Genomic DNA, 25,450 nt, shown 5'->3' with positions numbered 1-25,450 from the left:
AGATTGTCCGGTTGTTTGTCAACATGGAGGTGGGTCTTGAAGGTCTTGAAGCTGTCGGCGCAGGGACTGCCCCAGTCCTGGATCAGCCTCGAAGAGGCCGTGCTGCATTACGCAGCGGATGAAGTGCGCTGGGAGATGGGCGCCGAGGTGGCCGTTTTCCACGGCGGCCACAACGCGATCTCGGGTCGCCAGTCGATCATCGCCGTCAACTCCATCATCGGCACCCAGGGCGTTCCGCGCATCAACCCCTTTGACCTGCGACCCACGCTCACCAACAGCAAACTGTTTGCCCGCGACCGCTGCCTGTGCGGCTACTGCGGCGGGCACTTCCACGAAGAAGAACTGACGCGCGAGCACATCATTCCGTTGGGGCAGAACGGGCGCGATCTGTGGATGAACGTGGTGACGGCCTGCAAGTCGTGCAACCACCGCAAGGGCAACCGCACGCCCGAGCAGGCCCACATGCCGCTGCTGTACGCACCCTACGTGCCCAGCCTGTGGGAGGACTTCATCCTGCGCAACCGCCGCATCCTGGCGGACCAGATGGAGTTCCTGATGGCGCACCTGCCGAAGACATCCCGTCTTCACGCCTGACTCGGTTGTGCTTGCTTGTGCTTCTTCAATGGCCTGAGGGCGCTGGATGAGTAACTATGCTCATGTCCCCCGCCAGGGGCTGCGCCCTTGTCTCCTCCTTGACTTCGCTGTGTCACTCACCCAGCGCCCTCAGGCCGCGACCGCCCGGGCGTGCCAGCGGTGGAGTGCCAATACATCGGCAGATCGGTGAGGCGTCGGGTCTTGCGCAGCAAAGTAAAGGAGGAGATGCCGCGAAGCGGCGCCGGGGGACATGAGCGGAGTAAGGCCTGGCGCCTCATCGATCCCGCGACACCATTGAGCGAAAAGAAAAAGCCCCGCAAAGCGGGGCTTCAGGATCGTTGCCAGCAGAAGATTCAGGCAAACACCCCCGCCGTCTCTTCCATCCGCGCCGACACCTCGCCCAGGTGATGCAGGGTGTCGCCCCAGCTCATTTCCAGCTGGGTCAGCTTCTTGAAGTAGTGGCTCACGATGTATTCGTCGGTCACGCCGATGCCGCCGTGCAGCTGCACCGCCTGCTGGCCGACGAAGCGCATGCTCTGACCCAGCTGCACCTTGGCGCGCGCCATGGCGGCGCGGCGTTCGTTCGCCGGGGCATTGAGTTTCAGGCTGGCGTAGTAGCTCATGGAGCGGGCCAGTTCCAGCTGCATCTTCATGTCGGCCACGCGGTGGCGCAGGGCCTGGAAGCTGGCGATCGCCACGCCGAATTGTTTGCGTGTGTTCAGGTACTCGACCGTGATCGCCAGGGTCTTGTCCATCACGCCCACGGCCTCGGCGCAGGCCGCGGCGATACCGATGTCCACCGCGTGTTCCAGGGCCGCCAGACCGTCGGTGGTGATCAGGTGGGCCGGTGCGTTCCGGAACACCACGTCGGCGGCACGCCCGCCATCTTGCGTGGCGTAGCCGCTGGCGCTGACGCCTCCGGCCGTGTGCGCCACGAGGAACAGGGCCTGCCGGCCGCCCGCCATGGCCGGGACGATGTAGGCGTCGGCCTGATCGCCCACGGCCACAATGCTCTTGGTGCCCGACAGCGCCCAGGCGCCGCCCGCTTCGGTGGCGGTCGCCGTGCACACGTCCAGCCGGTAGCGCGCCCGGCGTTCCTGGTGGGCCAGAGCCACCAGGCTTTCGCCCGATGCCACGCCGGGCAGCCACTGGGCTTTCAAGGCTGCGGGCGCGTAGCCCGACAGCACGGCGCCCGCGATCAGCGCCTGCACCAGGGGTTCGAGCACGATGCCGCGTCCGAGCTCTTCCATGGCCACCATGCCTTCGACGGGGCCCATGCCCATGCCGTCGTCGGCTTCCGGGACGTAGAGGCCGGTCAGGCCCAGATCGGCCAGCTCACCGTAGGCCGCACGGTTGAACCCCCCCGTGGCCACGATGCCCCGGCGGCGTTCGAAGTCGTAGCCCTTGTCCACCCACTTGCGCACGGCATCGCGCAGCTGTTCCTGGTCGTCTGAAAAATCGAAGTCCATGTTGTGTCTCCAGAAAATTGAGCCCCCACGCTCACCCCTGGCTCGCTGCCCCCCAAAGGGGGCGCGACTTTCCTTGGGGCGGCCCGGCGGAAAATCATCCCAGTACCGTCTGGGCGACGATGTTGCGCTGCACTTCGTTGGAGCCACCGTAGATGGTGGTCTTGCGCAGGTTGAAGTAGGTGGAAGCGAGCGGCGCGTTGCCCACCTCGCCGCCGGGGAAGTCGCCCTGCCAGCCGGCTTCCATGGCCTCTTCGATGAAGGGCAGCGCAAACGGGCCGGCGGCCAGCATCATGAGTTCGGCGTAGCGTTGCTGGATTTCGCTGCCCTTGATCTTGAGCAGGCCGGCGATGTCCAGCGAGTTCTTGCCCGATTTCTCGGCCGAGAGCACGCGCAGCACCAGCATCTCCAGCGCCACCACATCCACCTCCAGCAGCGCGATCTGGTCGCGGAAACGGCTGTCGTCCCAGACGCCTTCGGCCTTGGCGATGCGTTTCAGGCGCTCCAGCTCGCGCTTGGCACGGTTCACGTCGGCGATGTTGGTGCGCTCGTGGCTGAGCAGGTGCTTGGCGTAGGTCCAGCCCTTGTTCTCTTCGCCGATCAGGTTCTCGGCGGGCACTTTCACGTTGTCGAAGAAGACCTCGTTGACCTCGCATTCGCCGTCGAGCAGCTTGATCGGGCGCACGCTCACGCCGGGCGATGCCATGTCGATCAGCAGGAAGCTGATGCCGGTCTGCGGCTTGCCTTCGGTGGACGTGCGCACCAGGCAGAAGATCCATTCGCCGTACTGGCCCAGCGTGGTCCAGGTCTTCTGGCCATTGACGAGGTAGTGGTCACCCTGGCGCTCGGCGCGGGTCTTGACCGAGGCCAGGTCCGAGCCCGAACCCGGCTCGCTGTAGCCCTGGCTCCACCAGACGTCGCCGCTGGCGATGCCGGGCAGGAAGCGTTCCTGCTGTGCCTGGTTGCCGAACGCCATGATCACCGGCGCCACCATCACGGGGCCGAAGGGCACGATGCGTGGTGCACCAGCGAGCGCGCATTCTTCCTCGAACAGGTGCTTTTGCACGGCTGTCCAGCCCGGACCGCCGAATTCTTTGGGCCAGCCGTAGCCTAGCCAGCCCTTCTTGCCGAGGATCCTGGCCCAGCGCTGCATGTCGTCGCGCGAGAGGCGCAGGGCGTTGTGGACCTTGTGGGCGATGTCGGCGGGCAGGTTGTCCTTGACCCAGGCGCGAATCGACTCGCGAAACGCCTGTTCTTCGGGCGTGAATGCCAAATCCATGTGTGTCTCCTGGTGCGGTTCGCCCGGGCATCGCATGGGGGAGCCCGAAGCAGCCCCGCAGTTTGGCACGACCGTTCGTTTTATCCCTGTCCGGGCTGCGACAGACCCAGCTGTTCGTGCAGGTTCTGCAGTTGCGCCTGGAGCAGGGCGAGGCTGTCTTCCAGCGCCGAGACGCGGCGGGCCAGGGTGATCATGTCTTCCTCGGTGGCGCCCGACGCCGCCGGGGCCCCACTCGCAGCGAGGGCGGTGGCGTCCACCGGGCCACAGAGCAGATGGGCCCAGCGCTGCTCGCGCGCGCCGGGCGCCCGGGGCAGCTTCACTACCAGGGGGCCGCCTTTGTCGGGCGAACGGTCCTGCAGTTCTTCCAGGAAGGCGTCGACCGACGCGATGTCGAGGAACTTGTACCAGCGCTCGGTGTTCAGGCGCAGCTCCCCGGCGGTCTGCGGGCCGCGCAGCATCAGCAGACCCAGCAGCACGGCGGACTGTTCGGGCACGCCCACCCCCCGCATGAAGTTGTGTTCGTAGCGCGTGACCCGTCCACCGCTGGTCTCGAACACCAGGCTGGACTGGCGCAGGCCGTCGATGGCTTCGCTGATCTCGCTCTCGGTGAGCTGCAGCACCGGCTCGCGGCTGGACTTCTGGTTGCAGCCCGACTGCAGGCTGTTGAGCGTGAGCGGGTAGCTGTCGGGCACGGTACGCGCTTTCTCCATCAAGGTGCCCAGCACGCGGGCCTGTGCGGTGGTCAGCGGGCGCTGCTGAAAGTCGAGCACACGCGGGCCGGTGGGGGCGGTGCTGGGAAACTGGGTCATTACACTTCCTCGTATGTCTCAAGTGAGCAAAAACATCGTGATTCTGATCTCGGGCGGCGGCTCGAACATGGCCGCCATCGTCAACGCCGCGCACCAACAGCGCTGGCACGAGGTCTGCGGGGCCCGGGTGGCCGCCGTGATCAGCAACAAGCCCGATGCCAAGGGGCTGGATTTTGCGCGCTCGCGGCGCATCGCCACCGACGTGGTGGACCACAAGGGCTTTTCAAGCCGCGAGGCGTTTGACGCGGCGCTGATGCAGCGCATCGACGGCCACGACCCCGACGGCCACCCGGCGCTGGTCGTGCTGGCGGGTTTCATGCGCATCCTCACGCCGGGTTTTGTGCAGCACTACGCCGGACGGCTGGTGAACATCCACCCCAGCCTGCTGCCGGCGTTCACCGGCCTGAACACCCACCAGCGCGCGATCGACGCCGGCTGCAGGTTCGCCGGCGCCACGGTGCACCGCGTCACGTCCGAACTCGACGACGGCGACATCCTGGAGCAGGCTGTGGTGCCGGTGCTGCCGCACGACACCGCCGAGTCGCTGGCCGCGCGCGTGCTGACCCAGGAGCACCTGATCTACCCCCGGGCGGTGCGGCGCTTGCTCTGCGTTTGAACCCCCGTCCAGAAACACAAAAACCCGCCGAAGCGGGTTTTTGTGTTTCTGGCGGCCTGCCGTCAGGACTTGCCGGACTCGGCGGATGGGGCGGCCGGCTTGCTGGCCTTCTTGTTGGCCGCGGGCGAGGCGGGGGCCTTGAAGGTTTCGCCGTTGACGGTCAGCCCCTCGTTGGAGAGCGCACCGGCGCGCTTGGGGCCGATGCCGGGCACGCGGTCGATCAGATCGTTCCAGTCCTTGAACTTGGCGCTCTTGCGCGCGTCCAGGATCTTGGCCGATGTGCCGGGGCCGATGCCCTTGATGCTGTCGAGATCGGCCACGGTGGCGTTGTTCACGTCAACAGCGGCGAAGGCCGTGGCGCAGATGAGGGCCATGATCATGGCCAGTGCTTTTTTCAGCATGAATCCTCCTGAATTGATTTGATGGAATGTGGACGAAACACCAGCGGGTCCATCGGCAAACGGTGTGACAGGCCCGTTGACGGGTGGCTTGTGACCACCAGTGCGAAATCTAATCTGTAGTGGTTAAAAAATGCATAAAAAATTCAAAAAATGTAGAAAATTGTTGTCATTTTGCGTCGGCCTCGCCCCGGGTGACGGGCATCGGCCACACCGGATGGCGCTGGAGGTCGGCAAGACCCGGGAAGAAGTCCGCCGGGGCGTCCCCCCGGCGACACCCTTGGCGGCGTGGTGGCCAAGCGTAGGGGTTAGGCCCGATCAAGGGCGGGAACAGATGTTGCATAGTGACGCAGCCGAGCGGATGCGCTGGGCCGACCGCCGCGCCGGGCTGGCATGCGATCAAGCTAAACTGGATTTGCCTGACAGCAGAGGGTCGCTCCCGGACCGGTGAGCGACCCTCTCTTTATTTCTTCAACGATGTTTGCATTCATTCTCAGGCGACTGGCGCAGGCCGTGGTGGTGATGATCAGCGTGGCGCTGATCGCGTTCATGCTGTTCCAGTACGTGGGAGACCCGGTGGTGTTCCTGCTCGGTCAGGACGCCACGCCACAGCAGATTCGCGAGCTGCGCACCGACCTGGGGCTGGACCAGCCGTTTTTCGTGCAGTTCTGGCATTTCCTGGTCAATGCCGCGCAGGGCGAGTTCGGCCTGAGCCTGCGCCAGGGCGCGAAGGTCTCGCGCCTGATCGCGGAGCGCTTCCCGGCCACGCTGGAGCTGTCTCTGGTGGCCGCCGTGATGGCGCTGGTGGTGGGCATTCCCATGGGGGTGTACGCCGCGCTCAAGCGGGGGACGCTGATCAGCCAACTGTTCATGACGGTGTCGCTGCTGGGTGTGTCGCTGCCCACCTTCCTGATCGGCATCCTGCTGATCCTGGTGTTCGCGGTCAACCTGGGCTGGTTCCCGAGCTTTGGTCGGGGTGAGGTGACGCAGATCGGCTGGTGGACCACCGGCCTGCTCAACGCCACGGGCTGGCACCACATCGTGCTGCCGGCGGTCACGCTGGCCATCTTCCAGCTCACGCTCATCATGCGTCTGGTGCGGGCCGAGATGCTGGAGGTGCTGCGCACCGACTACATCAAGTTCGCGCGTGCCCGTGGCCTGACCAACCGCGCGGTGCATTTCGGCCACGCCCTGAAAAACACCCTGGTGCCGGTGATGACCATCACCGGCCTGCAGCTGGGCGGGCTGATCGCCTTTGCCATCATCACCGAGACGGTGTTCCAGTGGCCCGGCATGGGGCTGCTGTTCATCCAGGCGGTGACGTTTGCCGACATCCCGGTGATGGCGGCCTACCTGTGCCTGATCGCGCTCATCTTCGTGGTCATCAATCTCGTCGTCGATCTGCTGTATTTCGCGGTCGACCCACGCCTGCGCGTCGAAAAAGCGGGGGGTCACTGATGACCAGCCCCAACAAACCGAAAAACATGCTGTCACCCCGCATCAAAGCCCACGGCCGCGCTTTCGCGCACATCGCGGCCCAGCACCCCGAGCTGATCGCGCTGCGGCGCGACTTGCACGCCCACCCCGAGATCGGCTTCGAGGAGCACTACACCGCGCAGCGCGTGGTGGAGTCGCTCAAGGTCTGTGGCGTGGACGAGATCCACACCGGCATCGGCAAGACCGGCGTGGTCGGCGTGATCCACGGTCGCACGCACCGGCGCGGCGCCGCGCCGGGCCGCATGGTGGGGTTGCGCGCCGACATGGACGCGCTGCCCATGACCGAGCACAACGACTTTGCCTGGAAGTCCGCCCACCCCGGCCTCATGCACGGCTGTGGCCACGACGGCCACGTCGCCATGCTGGTGGGGGCAGCGCGCTACCTGGCCGAGACGCGGCAGTTCGACGGCTCGGCCGTGCTGATCTTCCAACCCGGCGAAGAAGGCTTTGCTGGCGCCAAGGCCATGATCGAAGACGGCCTGTTCGAGCGTTTCCCGGTGCAGTCGGTCTTCGGCATGCACAACTGGCCGCAGATGAAGCCCGGCACGGTGGGGGTGAACCCGGGGCCCATGATGGCGTCGGCCGACCGCATCACCATCGAGATCATCGGCAAGGGCGGCCACGGCGCGCACCCCTACCAGACGGTGGACCCGGTGCTGGTGTCGGCCCACATCATCACCGCCTTGCAGAGCATCGTCTCGCGCAACGTGCGCCCGATCGACAGCGCGGTCATCAGCGTGTGCGCCATGCAGGCCGGCGACCTGGGCGCGTTCAGCGTGGTGCCGGGCAAGGCCACGCTGGTAGGCACCGTGCGTACCTTCAACCCCGAGGTGCAGAGCCTGGTGGAGCGCCGTCTGCAGGAGGTCTGCTCCGGCGTGGCGCTGGGCCTGGGCGCCACCGCCCATGTGAACTACGAGCGCATCTACCCGGCCACCATCAACAGCCGCAGCGAAGCACGGTTCGCCGCCGACGTGGCGCAGAAGCTGGTGGGCCACGACCACGTGGACCGCAACATGGAGCCCAGCATGGGCGCGGAGGATTTTTCCTTCATGCTGCAGGTCAAGCCGGGCGCCTACCTGCGGCTGGGGCAGGGCGCCGACAACGGGGTGGGTAGCTGCTTTCTGCACAACAGCCGTTACGACTTCAACGACGATGTGCTGCCGCTGGGCGCCGCGCTGCACGCCAGCCTGATCGAGCAGAGCATGCCTCTGGACGAAGCGGCATAGGGTTTTCTTTTCCGTTCAACAACCACAGGAGCGACTCATGAAGTTCAAGCAAACGCTGACGGCCGGTCTGATGGCGGCCGCACTGGCCACCCTGGGGGCGGCCCACGCGCAGACGGTGCGCATCGGCAACCAGGGCGACGCGCTGTCGATGGACCCGCATTCGCTCAACGAATCGCTGCAACTCAGCGTCACCGGCAATGTGTACGAACCCCTGGTGACCCGCGACAAGGACCTGAAACTGGTGCCCGCGCTGGCCACGAGCTGGAAGCAGGTGTCACCCACCGTCTGGCGCTTCGAGCTGCGCAAAGGCGTGAAATTCCACGATGGCAAGCCGTTCACAGCCGACGACGTGCTCTTCAGCCTGGCCCGCGGCGCCGGTGATGGCTCGGACATGCGCTCCTACACCAACGACATCAAGGAAGCGCGCAAGGTCGGTGACTTCACGGTCGAGATCGAGACCAAGGCGCCGTTCCCCATCCTGCCCGACCAGCTCTCCTTCTTCTACATCATGAGCAAGCAGTGGTGCGAGGAGAATCAGGCCACGCGCCCGGTGGATCGCCGCAAGGGCATCGAGAACGCGGCCTCGTTCCGCGCCAACGGCACCGGCCCGTTCCGCCTGCGTGAGCGCCAGCCGAACGTGAAGACGAGCTTCGTGCGCAATGGAAGCTACTGGGGCAAGATCGAAGGCAACGTGGTGAACGTCGAATACACGCCCATCGGCAACGACTCCACGCGCGTGGCGGCCCTGTTGTCGGGCCAGGTGGACGTGATCGAGCCCGTGCCGGTGCAGGACGTGGCGCGCATCAACGCCAGCGGCAAGTCCAAGGTGTTGCAGGGCCCCGAACTGCGCTGGATCTTCCTGGGGATGGACCAGAAGCGCGACGAGCTGCTGTACTCGAGCGTCAAGGGCAAGAACCCGTTCAAGGACAAGCGCGTGCGCCAGGCCTTCTACCAGGCCATCGACATCGTAGGCATCCAGAAGACCGTGATGCGCGGCGCGGCCACGCCCGCGGCCCTGCTGGTGGGCCCCGGCGTCAACGGCTACGACCCCACCATGGACAAACGCCTGCCCTACGACACGGCCGCGGCCAAGAAGCTGCTGGCCGATGCCGGCTACCCCAACGGCTTTGAGGTGGGCATGAACTGCCCGAACGACCGCTACGTGAACGACGGCAACATCTGCCAGGCGGTGGCGGCCAACCTCGCGCGCATTGGCGTGAAGGTCAACCTGCAGGTCGAAACCAAGGGCACCTATTTCCCCAAGGTCCTCAAGCGCGACACCAGCTTCTACCTGCTGGGCTGGTCGCCCAGCACCTACGACTCGCACAACGTGCTCAACGCGCTGATCCGTTGCGTGGACGACAAGGGCTCCGGCCAGTTCAACCTGGGTGCCTACTGCAACCCCCAGGTGGATGCGCTCACGCTCAAGATCCAGTCGGAGACCGACAAGCCCAAGCGCGACGCCATGATCAAGGAAGCCTTCAAGCTGCACGCCGATGACATCGGCCACCTGCCGCTGCACCAGCAGGCCCTGGCCTGGGGCGTGGGCAGCAATGTGCAACTGACGCAGCGCGCCGACAACCAGATGCCGTTCCGCTATATGTCCACGAAGTGACCCCCCCTGCGCCGCTGCGCGGCTTCCCCCCAGGGGGACGCCTGCAGCGGCCCGGCGGAGCCGGTTCCGCGCAGGCCCTGGATGGGCTTCCCTTCTGTTCCGCCCACTGGCTGGTTCACTCCCATCGAAAGCACCTCACTTGATCGCCTTTGCTCGCCGCTGGCTCGACAGCGATGTCGGCCACAGTTTTCGCACCTCGCCCACGGCCATCGTGGCCGCGGTGATCGCCCTGGTCTGCGTGTTCTGCGCGGTGTTCGCGCCCTGGGTGGCGCCGCACAACCCGTTTGACCTCGCCACCTTGGAGCTGTCCAACGCGCGCCTGCCGCCGGCCTGGAGCGAGGGCGGCAGCCGCGACTTCCTGCTCGGCACCGACGACCAGGGGCGCGACATCCTCTCGGCCCTGATGTACGGTGCGCGCATCTCGCTGGCGGTGGGCCTCGCCTCGGTGCTGCTCTCGGTGGTAATCGGCGTGGCCCTGGGGTTGCTGGCGGGTTTCCTGGGCGGCTGGGTCGATGGTGTGCTCATGCGCCTGTGCGACGTGATGCTGTCGTTCCCGTCCATCCTGGTGGCGCTGCTGATCGCCGGTGTGGGCCGGGCGCTGTTTCCCGACGCGCACGACAGCCTGGCCTTTGGCGTGCTGGTGATCGCCATCACCTTGACCGGCTGGGTGCAGTACGCGCGCACCGTGCGAGGCTCCACGATGGTGGAGCGCAACAAGGAGTACGTGCAGGCCGCGCGCGTGACCGGTGTGGCGCCGCTGCGCATCATGCGCTGCCATGTGCTGCCCAACGTGATGGGCCCGGTGCTGGTGCTGGCCACCATCCAGGTCGCCACCGCCATCATCACCGAGGCCACCTTGTCGTTTCTCGGCGTGGGCGCGCCACCCACCTCGCCCTCGCTGGGCACCCTGATCCGGGTGGGCAACGACTACCTGTTTTCCGGCGAGTGGTGGATCACCATCTTCCCGGGCGCCATGCTGGTGCTGATCGCGCTCTCCGTGAACCTGCTGGGCGACTGGCTGCGCGATGCGCTCAACCCGAGACTGAGATGACGACCCCCCTGCGCCGCTTCGCGTCTTCCCCCCAGGGGGACCACACCAGTGGCCCGGCCAAGCCGGTTCCACGGTGTGTGCTGAACAAGGCACGCGCTTCGTGCGGCCTCGCTGTGAACTACCCATGAGCCTGCTGCAAGTCAACAACCTGGTCGTCGAATTTCCGCACCGGCGCGGCACGCTGCGCGCCCTCGACGACATTTCCTTCGACATCGCGCCCGGTGAAATCCTGGGCGTGGTGGGCGAGTCTGGCGCGGGAAAGTCGCTCACCGGGGCCTCGATCATCGGTCTGCTGGAGCCGCCCGGGCGCGTGGCGTCCGGCGAGATACGGCTGGAGGGTCGACGCATCGACAACCTGCCCCATGAAGAGATGCGCAAGGTGCGCGGGCGCAAGATCGGCGCCATCTTCCAGGACCCGCTGACCTCGCTGAACCCGCTGTATTCGGTGGGGCGCCAGCTCACCGAAACCATCATCACCCACCTGCCGGTGAACCCGGCGGAAGCGCGCAAACGCGCCATTCAGCTGCTGCGCGACACCGGCATACCGGCGGCCGAGCAGCGCATCGACCACTTCCCGCACCAGTTCTCGGGCGGCATGCGCCAGCGGGTGGTGATCGCGCTGGCGCTGGCGGCCGAGCCGCAGCTGATCGTGGCCGATGAGCCGACCACCGCGCTGGACGTATCGATCCAGGCGCAGATCATCACGCTGCTCAAGACCATCTGCAAAGAGCGCGGCGCCGCCGTGATGCTGATCACGCACGACATGGGCGTGATCGCCGAAACCTGCGACCGCGTGGCCGTGATGTACGCCGGGCGCATCGCCGAGATCGGCCCGGTGCACGAGGTGATCAACCACCCGGCCCACCCCTACACCGCCGGGCTCATGGCCTGCATTCCCGACATGAGCGTGGACCGCGAGCGGCTGCATCAGATCGACGGTGCCATGCCGCGCCTGAACGCCATTCCCCCGGGATGCGCCTACAACCCGCGCTGCGAGCGGGTGTTCGCGCGCTGCCACGCCGAGCGCCCGGACCTGATGCCCGCGGGCGTCACGCGGGCGGCCTGCTGGCTGCACGCCGGGTCGTCCGCGGCGCCGACCCTGGCGCAGGGGGAGGTGGCATGAGCGCCGCCCGGCCGTTCCGAAGGCGCTCAGCCCCGCAGTGCGCAGCACGGAGGGTCGTCCCATGAGCGCTGACCTGACCGATCCGGCGGTGAGGCGCCACATGCCCGAAGTGAACCCGACCCAGACACCCGCGTTGCCGCCCGAGGGCCTGCCAGAGGCCGAGGCGCCGCTGGTGCGCGCCACCGATCTCGCCAAGACCTTTGACGTGTCCGCCCCCTGGCTCAACCGCGTGCTCGAACGCCAGCCGCGCCAGCTGCTGCGCGCGGTCGATGGCGTGTCGTTCGACATTCCACGTGGCCAGACGCTGGCGCTGGTGGGCGAGTCCGGCTGCGGCAAGAGCACGGTCGCGCGCCTGCTGGTGGGGCTGTACGAACCGACCCGCGGCGGCTTCGAGTTCGACGGGCAGGACGCGCATGCTGCGTTCAAGACGCCCGCAGGGCGCCAGCTGCGCCGCCGCATCCAGATGATCTTTCAGGACCCGTACGCCAGCCTGAACCCACGCTGGGTGGTGGAGGACATCATCGCCGAGCCGCTGCGCGAGCACGGCATCGAGACCGAGCCCGTGGCCCTGCGGGCGCGGGTCGACGCGCTGCTGCATTCGGTCGGGCTGTCGCCGCACGACCGCGTGAAGTACCCGCACCAGTTCTCGGGCGGTCAGCGCCAGCGCATCTCGATCGCGCGCGCACTGGCCACGCAGCCGGAGTTCCTGGTGTGTGACGAACCCACCAGCGCGCTGGACGTGAGCGTGCAGGCCCAGGTGCTCAACATCATGAAAGACCTGCAGCGCGAGCGCGGGCTGACCTACCTCTTCATCAGCCACAACCTGGCCGTGGTGCGCCATGTGAGCGACCAGGTGGGCGTGATGTACCTCGGCCGTCTGGTGGAGCTGGCGCCCAAGCACACGCTGTTCGACACGCCGCGCCACCCCTACACGCGCATGCTGCTCGACGCCATTCCGAAGATGCACGACACCGGGCGTGCGCGCACGCCGGTCTCGGGCGAGGTGCCCAACCCGCTCAATCCGCCGGAGGGCTGTGCTTTCAACCCACGGTGTCCCCATGCGAATGACCGCTGCCGCAACGAGCGGCCGGTGCTGGTGACCCTGGGTGGGGTGCGCGTGGCCTGTCACGCGGTGGAAGAGGGCCGCATTTCCTAGAGAGGTCTTCCCCGTGGCGGCCTGCGCATGCCAAGGCGGCTCCGGAGGGCTTGGCATGGGACGCCGGGGCTGGCCCGCGCCTGCATCGGTTTTACCGTTGTTCGGGCGGCCCGATCAGATGCTCGCGCAAGGTGGCGAGAATCTCGTCCGAAAGTGCTGGCCGCCCCGCCGCCGTGGCGCGCGCCAGCACCAGGCCGCCCACCATGGTGGCCAGCATCTGCGTGGCGCGCGCGCGTCCTTCGGGGCTCGGCTTGCCCTGTTCCAGGCCTTCGATCACGCGCGCAAAGCGCTCGATGTTGCGCTCGATGCCCTGCGCAAAGACCTCGGAGAGATCACCGCCCGCCCGCGCAGCGTCCACCGCCAGCGCGGCCACGGGGCAGCCCTCACCCGGATGGTCGCGGTGCTGGGGTGAGAGGTAGCCCGCCACCCGTGCCGCCAGACCCTGGGGACCGGAACCCGTGTCCACGCCCGAGCCGTCGAGCGGGGTCATCGACCAGTCGAATGCCCGCGCGCAGGCTTCGCGCACCAGCGCATCCTTGTTCTCGAAGTGCCGGTACAGCCCGCCATGGGTCAGGCCCGCGTCGCGCGTGATGTCGGCCACGCCCACGCCCGAGAGCCCGCGCTCGCGGTACAGGCGCGACGCCGCATCGAGGATGCCCTGGCGGTTTTCCGCAGACTGGGCTTTGGAGACTTTCATGGCTGCCTCTTTTGATGATGACCATACGCAAAATGCGTCGATGCACTTATGATGATGGTTGTAATCATAAATGCGCGAGCTTTTGTCGCGCAGCAACCCAAGGGTCAAAGACGATGGATGGCAACAACAGAGCGCTTCGGCGCGTGGTGATCACGGGCATGGGGCTGGTGTCGCCCCTGGGCTGTGGGGTGGAGTTGGCGTGGCGCCGCCTCTTGCAGGGCGCATCGGGCCTGCGGCGGCTGCCCGATGCGGTGGTGGACGGCATCGCCGCCAAGGTGGGCGGCGCGGTGCCCACGCTGGCCGACGACCCCGAGGGTGGTTGGGACCCCGACACCGTCGCCTCGTCCAAGGACCAACGCAAGATGGACCGCTTTATTCCCTTCGCCCTGGGTGCGGCGCAGCAGGCGCTGGCGCAGGCGGGCTGGGCGCCCACCGAGGCGCACGACCAGCAGCGCACGGCCACCGTCATCGCATCGGGCATCGGCGGTTTCGGTGCCATTGCCGAGGCCGTGCGCACCACGGATGCGCGCGGGCCGCAGCGCCTGTCGCCGTTCACCGTGCCGTCCTTTCTGGTCAACCTGGCCGCCGGCCAGGTGTCCATCCGCCACGGGCTCAAGGGCCCGCTGGGCGCGCCCGTCACCGCATGTGCGGCCAGCGTGCAGGCCATTGGCGACGCCGCGCGCCTGATCCGCTGCGGTGAGGCGGACGTGGCCGTCTGCGGTGGCACCGAAGCCACCATCGACCGCGTGAGCCTGGGCGGCTTCGCCGCGGCCAAGGCGCTCTCCACCGGTTTTGCGGACCACCCCGCTCAGGCCTCACGGCCCTTCGACGCGGCGCGCGACGGCTTCGTGATGGGTGAGGGTGCCGGCATGCTGGTGCTCGAATCGCTTGACCATGCGCTGGCCCGGGGGGCCACGCCGCTGGCCGAGGTGGTGGGCTACGGCACCTCGGCCGATGCGTACCACATCACCTCGGGGCCCGAGGACGGGGACGGCGCGCGCCGCAGCATGGAGATGGCGCTGGCCCAGGCCGGCCTGGCGGCCCGTCAGGTGCAACACCTCAACGCCCATGCCACCTCCACCTTCGTGGGCGACCGGGGCGAGCTCGCCGCCATCCGCCGGGTGTTCGGCACGGACAGGTCGGTGGCCATTGCGTCAACCAAGGCGGCCACGGGGCATCTGCTGGGGGCGGCGGGCGCCGTGGCAGCGATCTTCACCACGCTGGCCCTGCGCGACCAGGTGGTGCCCGGCACGCTGAACCTGGATCACCCCGACGAACTGGCCGAGGGCCTGGACATGGTGGCGCACCGCCCCCGCGCCATGGCCCTGGAGCACGCCATGCTCAACGGCTTTGGGTTCGGCGGGGTGAACGCCTCGCTGCTGCTCAAGCGCTGGGTGCCCGCCACCGCGTAGGCGGCGAGTGCCTCGCAGCGCTCAGGTGTAGCGCTTGCTCCGCAGGTTGTTCTTCATTTCCTTGAGCAGCGGTTGCAGCTTGCTGCCACCGATGCGCAGCGCCACGCAGGTGGCCACCACGTCGATCACCATCAGGTGCATCAGCCGTGAGGTCATGGGGCTGTAGCGGTCGTAGCCTTCGGGGTGGTCGGCCGAGAGGTGGATATGGCCGGACGCGGCCAGGGGCGAGCCGCTGGCGGTGATCACGATCACGGTGGCGCCGTGTTTGCGGGCGATGTCGGCCGCGTCCATCAGGTCGCGCGTGCGGCCCGAGTTGGAAATGATCACCACGCAGTCGCCCGGCCCCAGCAGAGAGGCGCTCATCACCTGCATGTGGCCGTCGCTGTAGGCGATGGCGTTGATGCCCAGGCGGAAGAACTTGTGTTGCGCGTCCTGCGCCACGATGCCCGAGTTGCCGGCGCCGTAGAACTCGATGCGACCCCGGTTTTTGTAGGTGGCCAGCAGGGCGTCCACCGCCTTCTCGATCGAATGCGTGGAGGCGTCGTTGCGGTACTTCAGGAACGCCGCCACGGTGTTGTCGATCACCTTGACCAGCACGTCACCGACCTTGTCGTCCACGTCCACGCTGCGGTGGATGAAGGGCACGCCTTCGCTCACCGTGCCGGCCAGTTTGAGCTTGAAGTCCGACAGGCCGTCGTAGCCCATGCTGCGGCAGAAGCGCACCACCGTGGGCTTGCTCACGTGGGCGCGGTCGGCCAGTTCGGACACCGGCAGGCTGGCGAAACTGCGCGGGTCGAGCAGCACGAGTTTGCCCACCCGTTGTTCGGCGGGGGCCAGCGAGGGCAGGGAGGCTTTGATGCGGTCGAGCATGGGGAACAAGCGGGTTACGAAACCAGTTACATGGCGGATATGAAACCTTATTACACCCGATAATGGCGGAATGAACCAGCTTGACGCACTCAAACAGCTCACCACCGTGGTCGCCGACACCGGTGATTTCAACCAGATCGCGGCCTTTTCACCCCGGGACGCGACCACCAACCCGTCGCTCATCCTGAAGGCGGTGCAGAAGCCCGACTACGCCCATCTGCTGCAGGACGCGGTGTCGAAATACCGTTCGCAAGGGCTGGACGAAACCATGAACCGCCTGCTCGTGAGCTTCGGCTGCGAGATCCTGAAACACATCCCGGGCCGCGTGTCCACCGAGGTGGATGCCCGTCTGAGCTTCGACACCGAGGCCACCGTGACGCGGGCGCGCCGCATCATCGAGCTGTACCAGGGCGAGGGCGTGCACATCGACCGTGTGCTGATCAAGATCGCCTCCACCTGGGAGGGCATCCAGGCCGCCGCGCGGCTGGAGCGTGAGGGCATCCACACCAACCTCACGCTGCTGTTTTCGTTTGCCCAGGCCGTGGCCTGCGGCCAGGCCAAGGTGCAGCTCATCTCCCCGTTCGTCGGTCGCATCTACGACTGGTACAAGAAGAGCGCCGGCGCCGGCTGGGACGAAGCCGCCAACGCGGGCGCGAACGACCCCGGCGTGAAGTCGGTGCGCGCGATCTACAACTTCTACAAGAAGCACGGCATCGCCACCGAGGTGATGGGCGCGAGCTTTCGCAACGTGGGCCAGATCACGGCCCTGGCCGGTTGCGATCTGCTGACCATCAGCCCCGATCTGCTGGCGCAACTGGCGGCCAGCGAGGCCGCGCTGCCCCAGGCGCTGGACGCCGACGCCGCGCGGGCCATGGACATCCCGTTCGTCCAGTACGACGAAGCGGGTTTCCGCTTCGCGCTCAACGAAGACGCCATGGCCACGGAGAAGCTGGCCGAGGGCATCCGTGCGTTCGTGGCGGACACGATCAAGCTCGAAGGCTTGATGTCGTAAACGGCCGTCGCCGGGCAACGAAAAAGGCCCCCGCGAGGCGACTCGCGGGGGCCTTTTGCTTTCGGGATACTTGTCGCTTGCCCGAATTAAGTTTGATCAACAAACTATGTCGGGTTTGTCCCTATTCGCTTTCCATCGGCGGCCCAGAATAATTAGTTCGTCGTCCTTACAAAATGCACCGTGCTGCATTGGGTGGAGCACGATGGCCCCGAAGGGCCCTTTCACAACCACACAGGCCTGGCACAGGCCGAACCACCGGAGACATTGATGAAACTGAAGACAACTCTGACCGCTTTTGCCCTGAGCATGGCCGCTGCGGGCGCGTTCGCCCAGGTCGTGGGCGTGAGCTGGTCCAACTTCCAGGAAGAGCGCTGGAAAACCGACGAGGCCGCCATCAAGGCACAGCTGGCCAAGGCCGGTGCCAGCTACATCAGCGCCGATGCCGGTGGTTCCCCGGAAAAGCAGCTGGCCGACATCGACAGCCTGATCTCCAAGGGCGCCAAGGCGCTGATCATCCTGGCCATGGACAAGGACGCCATCCTGCCCGCCGTGAACAAGGCCAATCAGCGCAAGATTCCCGTGGTGGCCTATGACCGCCTGATCGAAGCGCCCGGCGTGTTCTACATCACCTTCGACAACGTGGAAGTGGGCCGCATGCAGGCACGCGCCATTTTTGAAGCCCAGCCCAAGGGCAACTACGTGATGATCAAGGGTTCGCCGACCGACCCCAACGCCGACTTCCTGCGCGGTGGCCAGCAGGAGATCATCGATGCCGCCGTCAAGAAGGGCGACATCAAGATCGTGGGCGAGGAATACACCGAGGGCTGGAAGCCCGAAGTCGCCCAGAAGAACATGGAGCAGATCCTCACCAAGACCGGTGGCAAGGTGGATGCCGTGGTGGCCTCCAACGACGGCACCGCCGGTGGCGTGGTGGCCGCGTTGAACGCCAAGGGCATCAAGGGCATCCCCGTGTCGGGCCAGGACGGTGACCATGCAGCGCTCAACCGCGTGGCCCAGGGTTCGCAGACTGTCTCGGTCTGGAAAGACGCACGCGACCTGGGCCGTGATGCGGCCGCCGCCGCCGTGACCCTGGCCAAGGGCCAGAAGGTGGCGGGCGCCCAGACCTGGAACGGTGGTGAGAAGAAGGTGGCCCTGCAGGCCCAGTTCCTCAAGCCGGTGGCGATCACCGCCAAGAACCTGGATGTGGTCGTGAAAGCCGGCTGGATCAAGAAGGAAGACCTCTGCAAGGGTGTGGACGCCGCCAAGGGCCCGGCCGCTTGCAAGTAAAAAAGCACCCCTTGTGCCGCTGCGCGGCTCCCCCCTCCAGGGGGGCGCGCCCAGCGGCCTGGCGGAGCCAGTTCCGCGGGTGCCCTGGGTGGACGCCCCGCGTGCCTCCTGTGGCGCGGTAGAGAACTGAAAAAGAGCCCTTGAACCGCGGGCTGGGGTCGGTCCGCGGTTTTTCTATTTGTCCTGCGGAGAACGCATGTGAATCCGTTTTTGAATTCGCTCAAGCACGCAGCCATCGACTGGCGCCTGGTGATGATGGGCGTGGTGCTGGTGGCCATTGCCCTGGTGTTCAACGTGCTGTCGGGCGGGCTGTTCCTGTCGCCCGAGAATCTCTACAACATCGCCCAGCAGACGGCGGTGGTGGGCATCGTGGCCACCGTGGTGGTGCTGGTCATCGTGGCCCGGCACATCGACCTGTCGGTGGGTTCGGTCATGGGTTTCGTGGGTGTGCTGATCGCCACCCTGATGTACACCGCCGGCTGGCACTGGGTGTCGGCCTCGCTGGCGGGCTTGGCGGTGGCGATCGCGGTGTCGCTGTACCAGGGCGCCCTGACGGCCAAGCTGGGCGTGCCCTCGTTCGTGGTGACGCTGGGCGGCCTGATGTCGTTTCGTGGCGCGGCCTTTCTGGTGGCCGATGGCAAGACCCAGCCGGTGAACGATCTGTTTTTCCTGCGCCTGGGCGGCGGTTATGACGGCGCCATTGGCGTGGGGCCGAGCTGGCTGCTGGCCGGTGTGATCGTGCTGGCCCTGGTGGCGTTGACCTGGGCGCGGCGCCGGGCCAGGGCCTCTTACGAGGTGCCCAACAACCCGCTGTGGCTGGACGCCGCCATCGTGCTGGTGCCCGTGGCCATCGTGCTGGGCTTCGTGGCGACCATGAACGCCTACCAGATCCCCGGCAAGGACGTGCCGCAGGGCATTCCCATTCCGGTGTTGATCTGGGGTGCGGTGGCCGTGGTGCTGTCTTTCATCGTGCGGCGCACCCGCTTTGGCCGCTACATCTTCGCCATGGGCGGCAACCCCGAGGCCGCCGCGCTGGTGGGCATTCCGGTGCGTCGGGTCACGCTGATGCTGTTCGCGCTGCTGGGGGTGCTGATCACCATCGCCGCCATCGTGTCGATCGCCCGGCTCAACGCGGGCACCAATTCGCTGGGCACCAGCATGGAGCTGTTCGTGATTGCCGCGGCCGTGATCGGTGGCACCGCGCTGGCGGGCGGCAGCGGTTCCATTCTGGGCTCGGTGCTGGGCGCGCTCATCATGCAGAGCATCGACAGCGGCATGCTGCTGCTCGACGTGTCCATCGGCGTGCGCTACGTGATCATCGGCCAGGTGCTGATCGTTGCGGTGGTGTTTGACGTGATTTACCGACGTGTGACGGGAGACGCCGCATGAGCGCCCTGAAGAACACCACCACCCCGCTGGTGGAGATGCGCCAGATCGGCAAAGCCTTTGGCGGCGTGCAGGCGGTCGACAACGTGAGCATCAACCTCTACCCCGGCGAAGTGGTGGCCCTGCTCGGCCACAACGGGGCGGGCAAGTCGACCCTGATGAAGATGCTGGCCGGGGCCTACCCGATCGACAGCGGCGAGGTGCTGATCAACGGCGAGAAGGCCCACATCCGCACCCCGGTGGACGCGCAACGCTGTGGTATCGAGTCGATCTACCAGACCCTGGCGCTGGCCGACAACCTCGACGCCGTGGCCAACCTGTTTCTCGGCCGCGAGCTGCTCACGCGCTGGAACACGCTGGACGACCACCGCATGGACGCGGACGCCCGCAAGGTGTTCCACCGCCTGAACAAGAACTTCAAGAACGTGCGCACGCCGGTGCGCCGCCTCTCGGGCGGGCAGCGCCAGGTGGTGGCGATCTCGCGCGCCATCTACTTCAACGCGCGCATCCTGATCATGGACGAGCCCACCGCGGCACTCGGGCCGGAAGAAACAGCGATGGTGGGCAACCTGGTGCGCCAGCTCAAGGCCGAGGGCGTGGGCATCTTCCTGATCACCCACGACATGCCCGACGTGTTTGGCCTGAGCGATCGTCTGGCCGTGATGAAAAACGGCAAACTGGTGGGCAGCTACCGCACCGCCGACGTCACCGAGGACGAGGTCCTGGGCATGATCATCGCGGGCAAACAACCCGAAGGAAAAACGCAGACCCACAGCCTGTGAGTGCTGCGCCGCTTCAACACCATGAAAACCACCGGTGACCAACAACTCGTCAAGCGCATCAACCGCAGCGTGCTGCTGCGCCTGCTGCGCCGCCAGAGCGGGCGCTCCCGCGCCCAGCTGGCGCAGGAGAGCGGGCTGACCAAGTCCACGGTGAGCCTGCTGGTGCGCGAGCTGATCGACGAGGGCTGGGTGACCGAGGGCGACGTGCCCGCCGCCCAGGGGCTGGGGCGCCCGTCCACCCCACTGCGCATCGATGGCAGCCGCCGCGGCATGATCGGCGTGGAAGTGGCGGTGGAGGCCTTGCGCGTGGTCGGGGTGTCGCTTATCGGCGAGGTGCTGTGCGCGCGGGAAGAGCCGCTGGCCGGCAGCGAGCCCGAGGTGGTGTGCCGCCAGGCCGCCGGCCTGGTAGCGCAGACCCAGGCACAGCTCGCCGGGCAGGGCGTGCAGCTCCAGGGCGTGGGGGTGGGCTTGCCCGGCGCTTTTGACGAGGCCAGCGGCATGCTGCGCTTTGCGCCCAACCTGGGTTGGCGCAACGTGGATTTCGTGCCCCTGATCACCCAGGCGCTGGACCAGGCGGGCGTGCCCCCGGTGGCCGTGCATGTGCAGAACGAGGCCGACACGGCGGCCCTGAGCGAGTACGAGTTTTCCGAGGGCGATGCGCAGGACTCGCTGATCTTCGTGACCTGCAGTGCCGGGGTGGGCGCGGGCATTGTGCTCAACGACCGCCTGTTCACCGGCGTGCAGGGCATGGCCGGCGAAATCGGCCACAGCATCCTGCAGATCGATGGGTTGCTGTGCTCCTGCGGTCGCCGGGGCTGCGCCGAAACCTTCATTGGCGCCCGCGCTCTGGCCCGGCTGGCCGACCCCGCGCAGGGTGGGCAGACCCTGGGCGTGGTGCTGCAAAACCTGTGGACCACCTTCAACCCCAGCGCACTGGTGGTGGGTGGCCTCTCGTGCGAACGTTATCCCGGCATCGTGCAGGTGGCACGGGCCACCTTGCAGGGCTACGCCACCAGTGCCGGCGTGCCTGCGCCCCCGGTGCGCGCCGCGCGCTACGGGCTGCTGGCCTCGGCCGTGGGCGCGGCCGCGCTGGTGCTGTACCACGACCTGCGGCCCATGCACGCGCCGGCGGCTGGAGCGGTCTCGCGCGCCACCGGCGCCCCTGTAACTCCTTCAACCCCTACCGCGTAACCCCATCTATGTTCATCGGTATCGATGTCGGCACCTCCGAAGTCAAGGTGCTGCTCCTGGCCCCCGACCACACCGTGCTGGGGTCGGCCGGCGCCGCCCTTACCGTGTCGCGCCCGCAACCGGGCCACAGCGAACAAGACCCACATCACTGGTGGGCCGCCACGCAGGCCGCGCTGGCGCAGTTGCGCGCTGACCATCCGAAGGCCTATGCGGCGGCGCAGGGCATCGGCCTGTCGGGCCAGATGCACGGCGCCGTGCTGCTGGACGCTCAGGACCAGGTGCTGCGCCCTGCCATTCTGTGGAACGACACCCGCTGCGCCGCCGAGTGCGCCGAGATGATGGCCGAGCTGCCCGGCCTGCCCGATCTGGCCGGCACCCTGGCCATGCCCGGCTTCACCGCGCCCAAGCTGCGCTGGGTGGCCCGGCACGAACCCGACATCTTTCAGCGCGTGGCCAAGGTGCTGTTGCCCAAGGACTATGTGCGGCTGATGCTCACCGGCGAGTACGTGACCGACCTGTCCGACGCCAGCGGCACCCTGTGGCTGGACGTGCGGCAGCGCACCTGGTCCAGCGATTTGCTGGCGCTCACCGGCCTCACCGAGGCCCACATGCCGCGCCTGGTGGAAGGCAGTGCACCCGGCGGATTCCTGAGACCCGAGGTGGCGCAGGCCCTGGGCCTGCCGGCGGGCATTGTCGTGGCCGGTGGCGGTGGCGACAACGCGGCCAGCGCCGTGGGCATGGGCGCGGTGGAGGCGGGCCAGGGCTTTCTCTCGCTGGGTACCAGCGGCGTGCTGTTCGTCGTCACGCCCAGCTACCAGCCCAACGCCGCCAGCGCCACCCACGCGTTCTGCCACGCCGTGCCCGACCGCTGGCACCAGATGAGCGTGATGCTCTCGGCCGCGAGTTCGTTGCAATGGGTGACCGACCTGCTGGGCGCGCCGAACGCCGGTGCGGTGGCCGGCCGGGCCGCCGAACTCTCGCTGGCCGAGCGTGCCGCCGCGCCCCTGTTCTTGCCCTACCTGGGCGGCGAGCGCACCCCGCACAACGACGCCCATGTGCGGGGCAGCTTTCACCAACTGAGCTTTGACACCGACGCCGCCCGCCTGGGCTACGCCGTCATCGAAGGCGTGAGCTTTGGCCTGAAAGACGGCCTGGCCGCGCTCAACGCCGCGGGCAGCCGCGTCAACCGCCTGTCCCTGGTGGGCGGCGGCGCCCGCAGCGCCTTCTGGGCGCAGCAGCTGGCCAGCGCGCTGAACACCGAGGTCGTGACCCATGGCAGTTCCGCCGTGGGCGGTGCCTTGGGGGCTGCACGCCTGGGCTGGCTGGCCACCGGAGCGCCCCAGAGCACCGTGTGCCAGAGCCCCGCCATCGAAGCCAGCTACCACCCCGATGCCGCCGAGCAGGCCTTGCTCGAACCCCGTTACGCGCAGTTCCGTTCCCTGTACCGAACTGCGTGATGCCTCCCCACACCCCTCCCTTGTCCACCGAGAACGCCATGAGCTCCTATTTCGCCGACATCGCCCCCATCGCCTACGAAGGCAGCCAATCCCGCAACCCCTTGGCTTTCAAGTGGTACGACAAAGACCGCCTGGTGCTGGGCAAGCGCATGGAAGAACACCTGCGCTTTGCCGTGTGCTACTGGCACAGCTTCTGCTGGAACGGCTCCGACCCGTTCGGCGGCGACAGCTTCCAGCGCCCCTGGCAGCACATGGCCGACCCCATGGCGGCGGCCAAGGCCAAGGCCGACGTGGCGTTCGAGTTCTTCGCCAAGCTGGGCGCGCCCTACTACTGCTTCCACGACCGCGACGTGGCCCCCGAAGGCGCCACCCCGCGCGAAAGCGTGAACCACCTGCGCGAGATGGTGGACGTGCTGGCCGCCAAGCAGGCCGCCACCGGCATGAAGCTGTTGTGGGGCACGGCCAACCTGTTCAGCCACCGCCGCTTCATGTCGGGCGCGGCCACCAACCCCAACCCGGAAATCTTTGCCCTGGCTGCCCTGCAGGTCAAGGAAGCGATGGACGCCACGCTCAAGCTCGGCGGTGAAAACTACGTGTTGTGGGGTGGCCGCGAAGGTTATGAGACCCTGCTCAACACCCGCATGGGCCAGGAGCTCGACCAGATGGGCCGCTTCCTGAACATGGTGGTGGACTACAAACACAAGATCGGCTTCAAGGGCACGATCCTGATCGAACCCAAGCCGCGCGAGCCTTCCAAGCACCAGTACGACTTCGACACCGCCACGGTCTACGGCTTCCTGTGCCGCTACGGCCTGGACAAGGAGATCAAGGTCAACATCGAGGCCAACCACGCCACGCTCTCGGGCCACAGCTTCGAGCACGAGATCGCCACCGCGCTGGATCTGGGCATCTTCGGCTCCATCGACATGAACCGCGGCGACATGCAGTGCGGCTGGGACACCGACCAGTTCCCCAACAACATCCCCGAGACCGCGCTGGCGCTCTACCTCATCCTCAAGGGCGGCGGCTTCACCACCGGCGGCCTGAACTTTGACTCCAAGGTGCGCCGCCAGTCCATCGACCCCGAGGACATGTTCCACGGCCACATTGGCGGCATGGACGTGTCGGCCCGCGCCCTGCTGATCGCCGAAAAGATGTTGCAGGACGACCAGCTCGGCCAACTGGTGGAGCAACGCTACGCCGGCTGGGCCACGCCCTTCGGCCAGGACATCCTGAGCGGCAAGATGGGCCTGGACGCCGTGGCCGCCCACGTGGTGGCCCGCAACACCGACACCCCGCCGGTGTCGGGCCGCCAGGAACGGCTGGAGAACCTGCTGAACAGCTATATATAAATGAAGCAGCCCCGCGTCGCTTCGCGCCACCCCCTCAAAGGGGGCGGCACTGGCCGTCCGGCAAAGCCGGCCCGGCGGTGCCCTTGAGTTGGACCGCTTCATGTGTGGCTGGTCCTGCGCAGCGCGGTGAACTGAGATTCAAGAACGTCACAGTGAGGATGTCATGAAACCCGTTGTGTGGGGCGTGTTGAGCACCTCGAAGATCGGGCTGGAGCACGTGATCCCGGCGATGTTGTCCAGCCCGCTGGTCGAGCTGCGTGCCATCGCTTCGCGGTCCTTGCCCGCGGCGCAGGCCGCCGCGCGGTCGGCCGGTATACCGCAGGCGTATGGGAGTTACGAAGCGCTGCTGGCCGACCCTGCCATCGAGGCGGTCTACAACCCGCTGCCCAACCACCTGCACGTCCCTATGACGCTGGCGGCCGCGGCGGCCGGCAAACACGTGCTGTGCGAGAAGCCGTTCGCCCTCAGCACGGCCGAAGCCCAGAGCGCGAAGGACGCCGCATCGCGGGTGCTCATCGAAGAAGCCTTCATGGTACGGCACCACCCTCAATGGCTGCGCGCCCGCGAGTTGGTGCGCGCCGGGCGCATCGGCACGCCGCGCGCCGTGCAGGTGTTCTTCTCCTACTTCAACGATGACGCGGCCAACATCCGCAACCAGCCCGGCATCGGCGGCGGCGCGTTGTACGACATCGGCTGCTACGCGGTGCTGGCCGGGCGCTACCTGTTCGAAGCCGAACCGCTGCGCGCGGTTTCGCTGGTGGATCGCGACCCGGTGCTGGGCACCGACCGGCTGACCAGCGCACTGCTGGATTTCGGCTCCGGGCGGCAGCTGGGCTTCACGGTGTCGACACAAAGCGTGCCGTTCCAGCGCGTGCAGGTGGTCGGCACCACGGGCCGGATCGAGCTGTTCATTCCGTTCAACGCGGCGCGCGGCGGTCAAATGAAGCTGGCGCTGGATGAAGGTGGGCGGCTGGACGGCAGCAGCATCACGGTGGAAACCCTGCCTGCGGCCGATCAGTACCGGCTGGAGGTGGAGGATTTCTCCCGCCGCGTGCGCGAGGGTGCGGGCTGCGAAACAGCCAGCGGTCTGGGCGACGCGTTGGCACAGGCACGCGTGATCGATGCCCTCTGGCACTCCGAGCGCAGCGGGCGCTGGGAGCCCATCGCCTGAAGG

23 protein-coding genes are annotated in these 25,450 nt (G+C 67.1%); 17 read left to right on the top strand and 6 right to left on the bottom strand.

Going from position 1 to position 25,450, the window contains the following annotated elements; translation table 11 throughout:
- The first annotated feature begins 36 nt into the window (after positions 1-36).
- Positions 37-594 carry an HNH endonuclease gene (locus tag HTA01S_RS19800; protein WP_068174469.1) on the top strand — a complete coding sequence of 186 codons (558 nt, stop codon included), beginning with the start codon at positions 37-39 and terminating at the stop codon, positions 592-594.
- Between the two features lie 353 nt (positions 595-947).
- On the opposite strand, the gene HTA01S_RS19795 is transcribed toward HTA01S_RS19800, so the two are convergent.
- The 3 genes from HTA01S_RS19795 to HTA01S_RS19785 all read right to left on the bottom strand — a co-directional run bounded on the left by HTA01S_RS19795 (position 948) and on the right by HTA01S_RS19785 (position 4,148).
- A complete protein-coding gene (locus HTA01S_RS19795) occupies positions 948-2,063 on the bottom strand; it encodes an acyl-CoA dehydrogenase family protein (protein WP_068174468.1) in 1,116 nt (371 codons plus the stop codon).
- Between the two features lie 94 nt (positions 2,064-2,157).
- Positions 2,158-3,339, bottom strand: coding sequence for an acyl-CoA dehydrogenase family protein (locus tag HTA01S_RS19790; RefSeq protein ID WP_068174467.1), 1,182 nt, complete (start codon positions 3,337-3,339; stop codon positions 2,158-2,160).
- Positions 3,340-3,419: 80 nt separating this feature from the next.
- Positions 3,420-4,148, bottom strand: a complete 729-nt coding sequence (locus HTA01S_RS19785) for a YceH family protein (RefSeq protein ID WP_068174466.1) — start codon at positions 4,146-4,148, stop codon at positions 3,420-3,422.
- Between the two features lie 13 nt (positions 4,149-4,161).
- Here HTA01S_RS19785 and purN point away from each other — a divergent pair, with 13 nt between their 5' ends.
- Positions 4,162-4,764 carry a phosphoribosylglycinamide formyltransferase gene (purN, locus tag HTA01S_RS19780; RefSeq protein WP_068174465.1) on the top strand — a complete coding sequence of 201 codons (603 nt, stop codon included), beginning with the start codon at positions 4,162-4,164 and terminating at the stop codon, positions 4,762-4,764.
- Between the two features lie 62 nt (positions 4,765-4,826).
- On the opposite strand, the gene HTA01S_RS19775 is transcribed toward purN, so the two are convergent.
- On the bottom strand, positions 4,827-5,165 hold the full coding sequence (locus HTA01S_RS19775; RefSeq protein WP_068174464.1) for a ComEA family DNA-binding protein: 339 nt from the start codon (positions 5,163-5,165) through the stop codon (positions 4,827-4,829).
- A gap of 474 nt (positions 5,166-5,639) precedes the next feature.
- On the opposite strand from HTA01S_RS19775, the gene HTA01S_RS19770 reads away from it, so the two are divergent.
- From HTA01S_RS19770 to HTA01S_RS19745, 6 genes are all read left to right on the top strand, one after another.
- Positions 5,640-6,620 carry an ABC transporter permease gene (locus tag HTA01S_RS19770; RefSeq protein WP_068174463.1) on the top strand — a complete coding sequence of 327 codons (981 nt, stop codon included), beginning with the start codon at positions 5,640-5,642 and terminating at the stop codon, positions 6,618-6,620.
- A gap of 26 nt (positions 6,621-6,646) precedes the next feature.
- Entirely contained in the window at positions 6,647-7,885 is a 1,239-nt protein-coding gene (locus HTA01S_RS19765) for a M20 aminoacylase family protein (RefSeq protein WP_084236358.1), read from the top strand.
- A 37-nt stretch (positions 7,886-7,922) separates the two neighbouring features.
- Positions 7,923-9,500 (top strand): ABC transporter substrate-binding protein, encoded by a 1,578-nt coding sequence (locus tag HTA01S_RS19760; protein WP_068174461.1) that lies wholly within the window; start codon positions 7,923-7,925, stop codon positions 9,498-9,500.
- Positions 9,501-9,639: 139 nt separating this feature from the next.
- Complete coding sequence (locus HTA01S_RS19755) at positions 9,640-10,551, top strand: ABC transporter permease (RefSeq protein ID WP_068174460.1); 912 nt, start codon at positions 9,640-9,642, stop codon at positions 10,549-10,551.
- A 124-nt stretch (positions 10,552-10,675) separates the two neighbouring features.
- Positions 10,676-11,674, top strand: coding sequence for an ABC transporter ATP-binding protein (locus tag HTA01S_RS19750; RefSeq protein ID WP_068174459.1), 999 nt, complete (start codon positions 10,676-10,678; stop codon positions 11,672-11,674).
- Between the two features lie 100 nt (positions 11,675-11,774).
- Positions 11,775-12,830, top strand: a complete 1,056-nt coding sequence (locus HTA01S_RS19745; RefSeq protein WP_068174458.1) for an ABC transporter ATP-binding protein — start codon at positions 11,775-11,777, stop codon at positions 12,828-12,830.
- A 91-nt stretch (positions 12,831-12,921) separates the two neighbouring features.
- On the opposite strand, the gene HTA01S_RS19740 is transcribed toward HTA01S_RS19745, so the two are convergent.
- Positions 12,922-13,527 carry a TetR/AcrR family transcriptional regulator gene (locus HTA01S_RS19740; protein WP_068174457.1) on the bottom strand — a complete coding sequence of 202 codons (606 nt, stop codon included), beginning with the start codon at positions 13,525-13,527 and terminating at the stop codon, positions 12,922-12,924.
- A gap of 113 nt (positions 13,528-13,640) precedes the next feature.
- Between HTA01S_RS19740 and fabF the strand changes: the two genes are divergently transcribed.
- On the top strand, positions 13,641-14,939 hold the full coding sequence (gene fabF, locus HTA01S_RS19735) for a beta-ketoacyl-ACP synthase II (protein ID WP_068174456.1): 1,299 nt from the start codon (positions 13,641-13,643) through the stop codon (positions 14,937-14,939).
- Positions 14,940-14,960: 21 nt separating this feature from the next.
- Here the strand turns inward: fabF and HTA01S_RS19730 are convergent, their stop codons facing one another.
- The gene (locus HTA01S_RS19730; protein ID WP_068174455.1) at positions 14,961-15,809 is read right to left on the bottom strand and encodes a MurR/RpiR family transcriptional regulator; all 849 of its coding nucleotides are present in this window, start codon (positions 15,807-15,809) and stop codon (positions 14,961-14,963) included.
- 70 nt (positions 15,810-15,879) lie between these two features.
- Between HTA01S_RS19730 and tal the strand changes: the two genes are divergently transcribed.
- From tal to HTA01S_RS19690, 8 genes are all read left to right on the top strand, one after another.
- The gene (tal, locus tag HTA01S_RS19725; protein WP_068174454.1) at positions 15,880-16,821 is read left to right on the top strand and encodes a transaldolase; all 942 of its coding nucleotides are present in this window, start codon (positions 15,880-15,882) and stop codon (positions 16,819-16,821) included.
- 267 nt (positions 16,822-17,088) lie between these two features.
- A complete protein-coding gene (xylF, locus tag HTA01S_RS19720; RefSeq protein ID WP_068174453.1) occupies positions 17,089-18,108 on the top strand; it encodes a D-xylose ABC transporter substrate-binding protein in 1,020 nt (339 codons plus the stop codon).
- 252 nt (positions 18,109-18,360) lie between these two features.
- Positions 18,361-19,497: a sugar ABC transporter permease gene (locus HTA01S_RS19715; protein WP_068174602.1), complete on the top strand. Its 1,137-nt coding sequence runs from the start codon at positions 18,361-18,363 to the stop codon at positions 19,495-19,497.
- On the top strand, positions 19,494-20,276 hold the full coding sequence (locus tag HTA01S_RS19710) for an ATP-binding cassette domain-containing protein (RefSeq protein ID WP_068174452.1): 783 nt from the start codon (positions 19,494-19,496) through the stop codon (positions 20,274-20,276). The genes HTA01S_RS19715 and HTA01S_RS19710 overlap by 4 nt, the downstream gene beginning before the upstream one ends.
- A 21-nt stretch (positions 20,277-20,297) precedes the next feature.
- The gene (locus HTA01S_RS19705; RefSeq protein ID WP_068174600.1) at positions 20,298-21,467 is read left to right on the top strand and encodes an ROK family transcriptional regulator; all 1,170 of its coding nucleotides are present in this window, start codon (positions 20,298-20,300) and stop codon (positions 21,465-21,467) included.
- An 8-nt stretch (positions 21,468-21,475) separates the two neighbouring features.
- Complete coding sequence (gene xylB / locus HTA01S_RS19700) at positions 21,476-22,924, top strand: xylulokinase (RefSeq protein ID WP_068174451.1); 1,449 nt, start codon at positions 21,476-21,478, stop codon at positions 22,922-22,924.
- 38 nt (positions 22,925-22,962) lie between these two features.
- A complete protein-coding gene (gene xylA / locus HTA01S_RS19695) occupies positions 22,963-24,276 on the top strand; it encodes a xylose isomerase (RefSeq protein WP_068174599.1) in 1,314 nt (437 codons plus the stop codon).
- 163 nt (positions 24,277-24,439) lie between these two features.
- Entirely contained in the window at positions 24,440-25,447 is a 1,008-nt protein-coding gene (locus tag HTA01S_RS19690) for a Gfo/Idh/MocA family protein (RefSeq protein ID WP_068174450.1), read from the top strand.
- Positions 25,448-25,450: the final 3 nt, after the last annotated feature.

Source organism: Hydrogenophaga taeniospiralis CCUG 15921, assembly GCF_001592305.1.
GTDB classification, from domain to species: Bacteria; Pseudomonadota; Gammaproteobacteria; order Burkholderiales; family Burkholderiaceae_C; genus Hydrogenophaga; species Hydrogenophaga taeniospiralis.
Note: the sequence above shows the minus strand (reverse complement) of the source record. Positions and strands in the feature narration are given on the sequence as shown.

What these genes read in the sequence shown, in the direction of transcription:
- HTA01S_RS19715 (WP_068174602.1), top strand. Translation starts at nt 18,361, where the DNA reads ATGATGGGCGTGGTGCTGGTGGCCATTGCCCTGGTGTTCAACGTGCTG.
- HTA01S_RS19770 (WP_068174463.1), top strand. Translation starts at nt 5,640, where the DNA reads ATGTTTGCATTCATTCTCAGGCGACTGGCGCAGGCCGTGGTGGTGATG.
- xylB (WP_068174451.1), top strand. Translation starts at nt 21,476, where the DNA reads ATGTTCATCGGTATCGATGTCGGCACCTCCGAAGTCAAGGTGCTGCTC.
- fabF (WP_068174456.1), top strand. Translation starts at nt 13,641, where the DNA reads ATGGATGGCAACAACAGAGCGCTTCGGCGCGTGGTGATCACGGGCATG.
- HTA01S_RS19750 (WP_068174459.1), top strand. Translation starts at nt 10,676, where the DNA reads ATGAGCCTGCTGCAAGTCAACAACCTGGTCGTCGAATTTCCGCACCGG.
- HTA01S_RS19730 (WP_068174455.1), bottom strand. Translation starts at nt 15,809, where the DNA reads ATGCTCGACCGCATCAAAGCCTCCCTGCCCTCGCTGGCCCCCGCCGAA.
- HTA01S_RS19705 (WP_068174600.1), top strand. Translation starts at nt 20,298, where the DNA reads ATGAAAACCACCGGTGACCAACAACTCGTCAAGCGCATCAACCGCAGC.
- HTA01S_RS19710 (WP_068174452.1), top strand. Translation starts at nt 19,494, where the DNA reads ATGAGCGCCCTGAAGAACACCACCACCCCGCTGGTGGAGATGCGCCAG.
- HTA01S_RS19740 (WP_068174457.1), bottom strand. Translation starts at nt 13,527, where the DNA reads ATGAAAGTCTCCAAAGCCCAGTCTGCGGAAAACCGCCAGGGCATCCTC.
- HTA01S_RS19765 (WP_084236358.1), top strand. Translation starts at nt 6,647, where the DNA reads ATGCTGTCACCCCGCATCAAAGCCCACGGCCGCGCTTTCGCGCACATC.
- xylF (WP_068174453.1), top strand. Translation starts at nt 17,089, where the DNA reads ATGAAACTGAAGACAACTCTGACCGCTTTTGCCCTGAGCATGGCCGCT.
- HTA01S_RS19745 (WP_068174458.1), top strand. Translation starts at nt 11,775, where the DNA reads ATGCCCGAAGTGAACCCGACCCAGACACCCGCGTTGCCGCCCGAGGGC.
- HTA01S_RS19760 (WP_068174461.1), top strand. Translation starts at nt 7,923, where the DNA reads ATGAAGTTCAAGCAAACGCTGACGGCCGGTCTGATGGCGGCCGCACTG.
- HTA01S_RS19785 (WP_068174466.1), bottom strand. Translation starts at nt 4,148, where the DNA reads ATGACCCAGTTTCCCAGCACCGCCCCCACCGGCCCGCGTGTGCTCGAC.
- HTA01S_RS19775 (WP_068174464.1), bottom strand. Translation starts at nt 5,165, where the DNA reads ATGCTGAAAAAAGCACTGGCCATGATCATGGCCCTCATCTGCGCCACG.
- tal (WP_068174454.1), top strand. Translation starts at nt 15,880, where the DNA reads ATGAACCAGCTTGACGCACTCAAACAGCTCACCACCGTGGTCGCCGAC.
- HTA01S_RS19795 (WP_068174468.1), bottom strand. Translation starts at nt 2,063, where the DNA reads ATGGACTTCGATTTTTCAGACGACCAGGAACAGCTGCGCGATGCCGTG.
- xylA (WP_068174599.1), top strand. Translation starts at nt 22,963, where the DNA reads ATGAGCTCCTATTTCGCCGACATCGCCCCCATCGCCTACGAAGGCAGC.
- HTA01S_RS19790 (WP_068174467.1), bottom strand. Translation starts at nt 3,339, where the DNA reads ATGGATTTGGCATTCACGCCCGAAGAACAGGCGTTTCGCGAGTCGATT.
- purN (WP_068174465.1), top strand. Translation starts at nt 4,162, where the DNA reads ATGTCTCAAGTGAGCAAAAACATCGTGATTCTGATCTCGGGCGGCGGC.
- HTA01S_RS19690 (WP_068174450.1), top strand. Translation starts at nt 24,440, where the DNA reads ATGAAACCCGTTGTGTGGGGCGTGTTGAGCACCTCGAAGATCGGGCTG.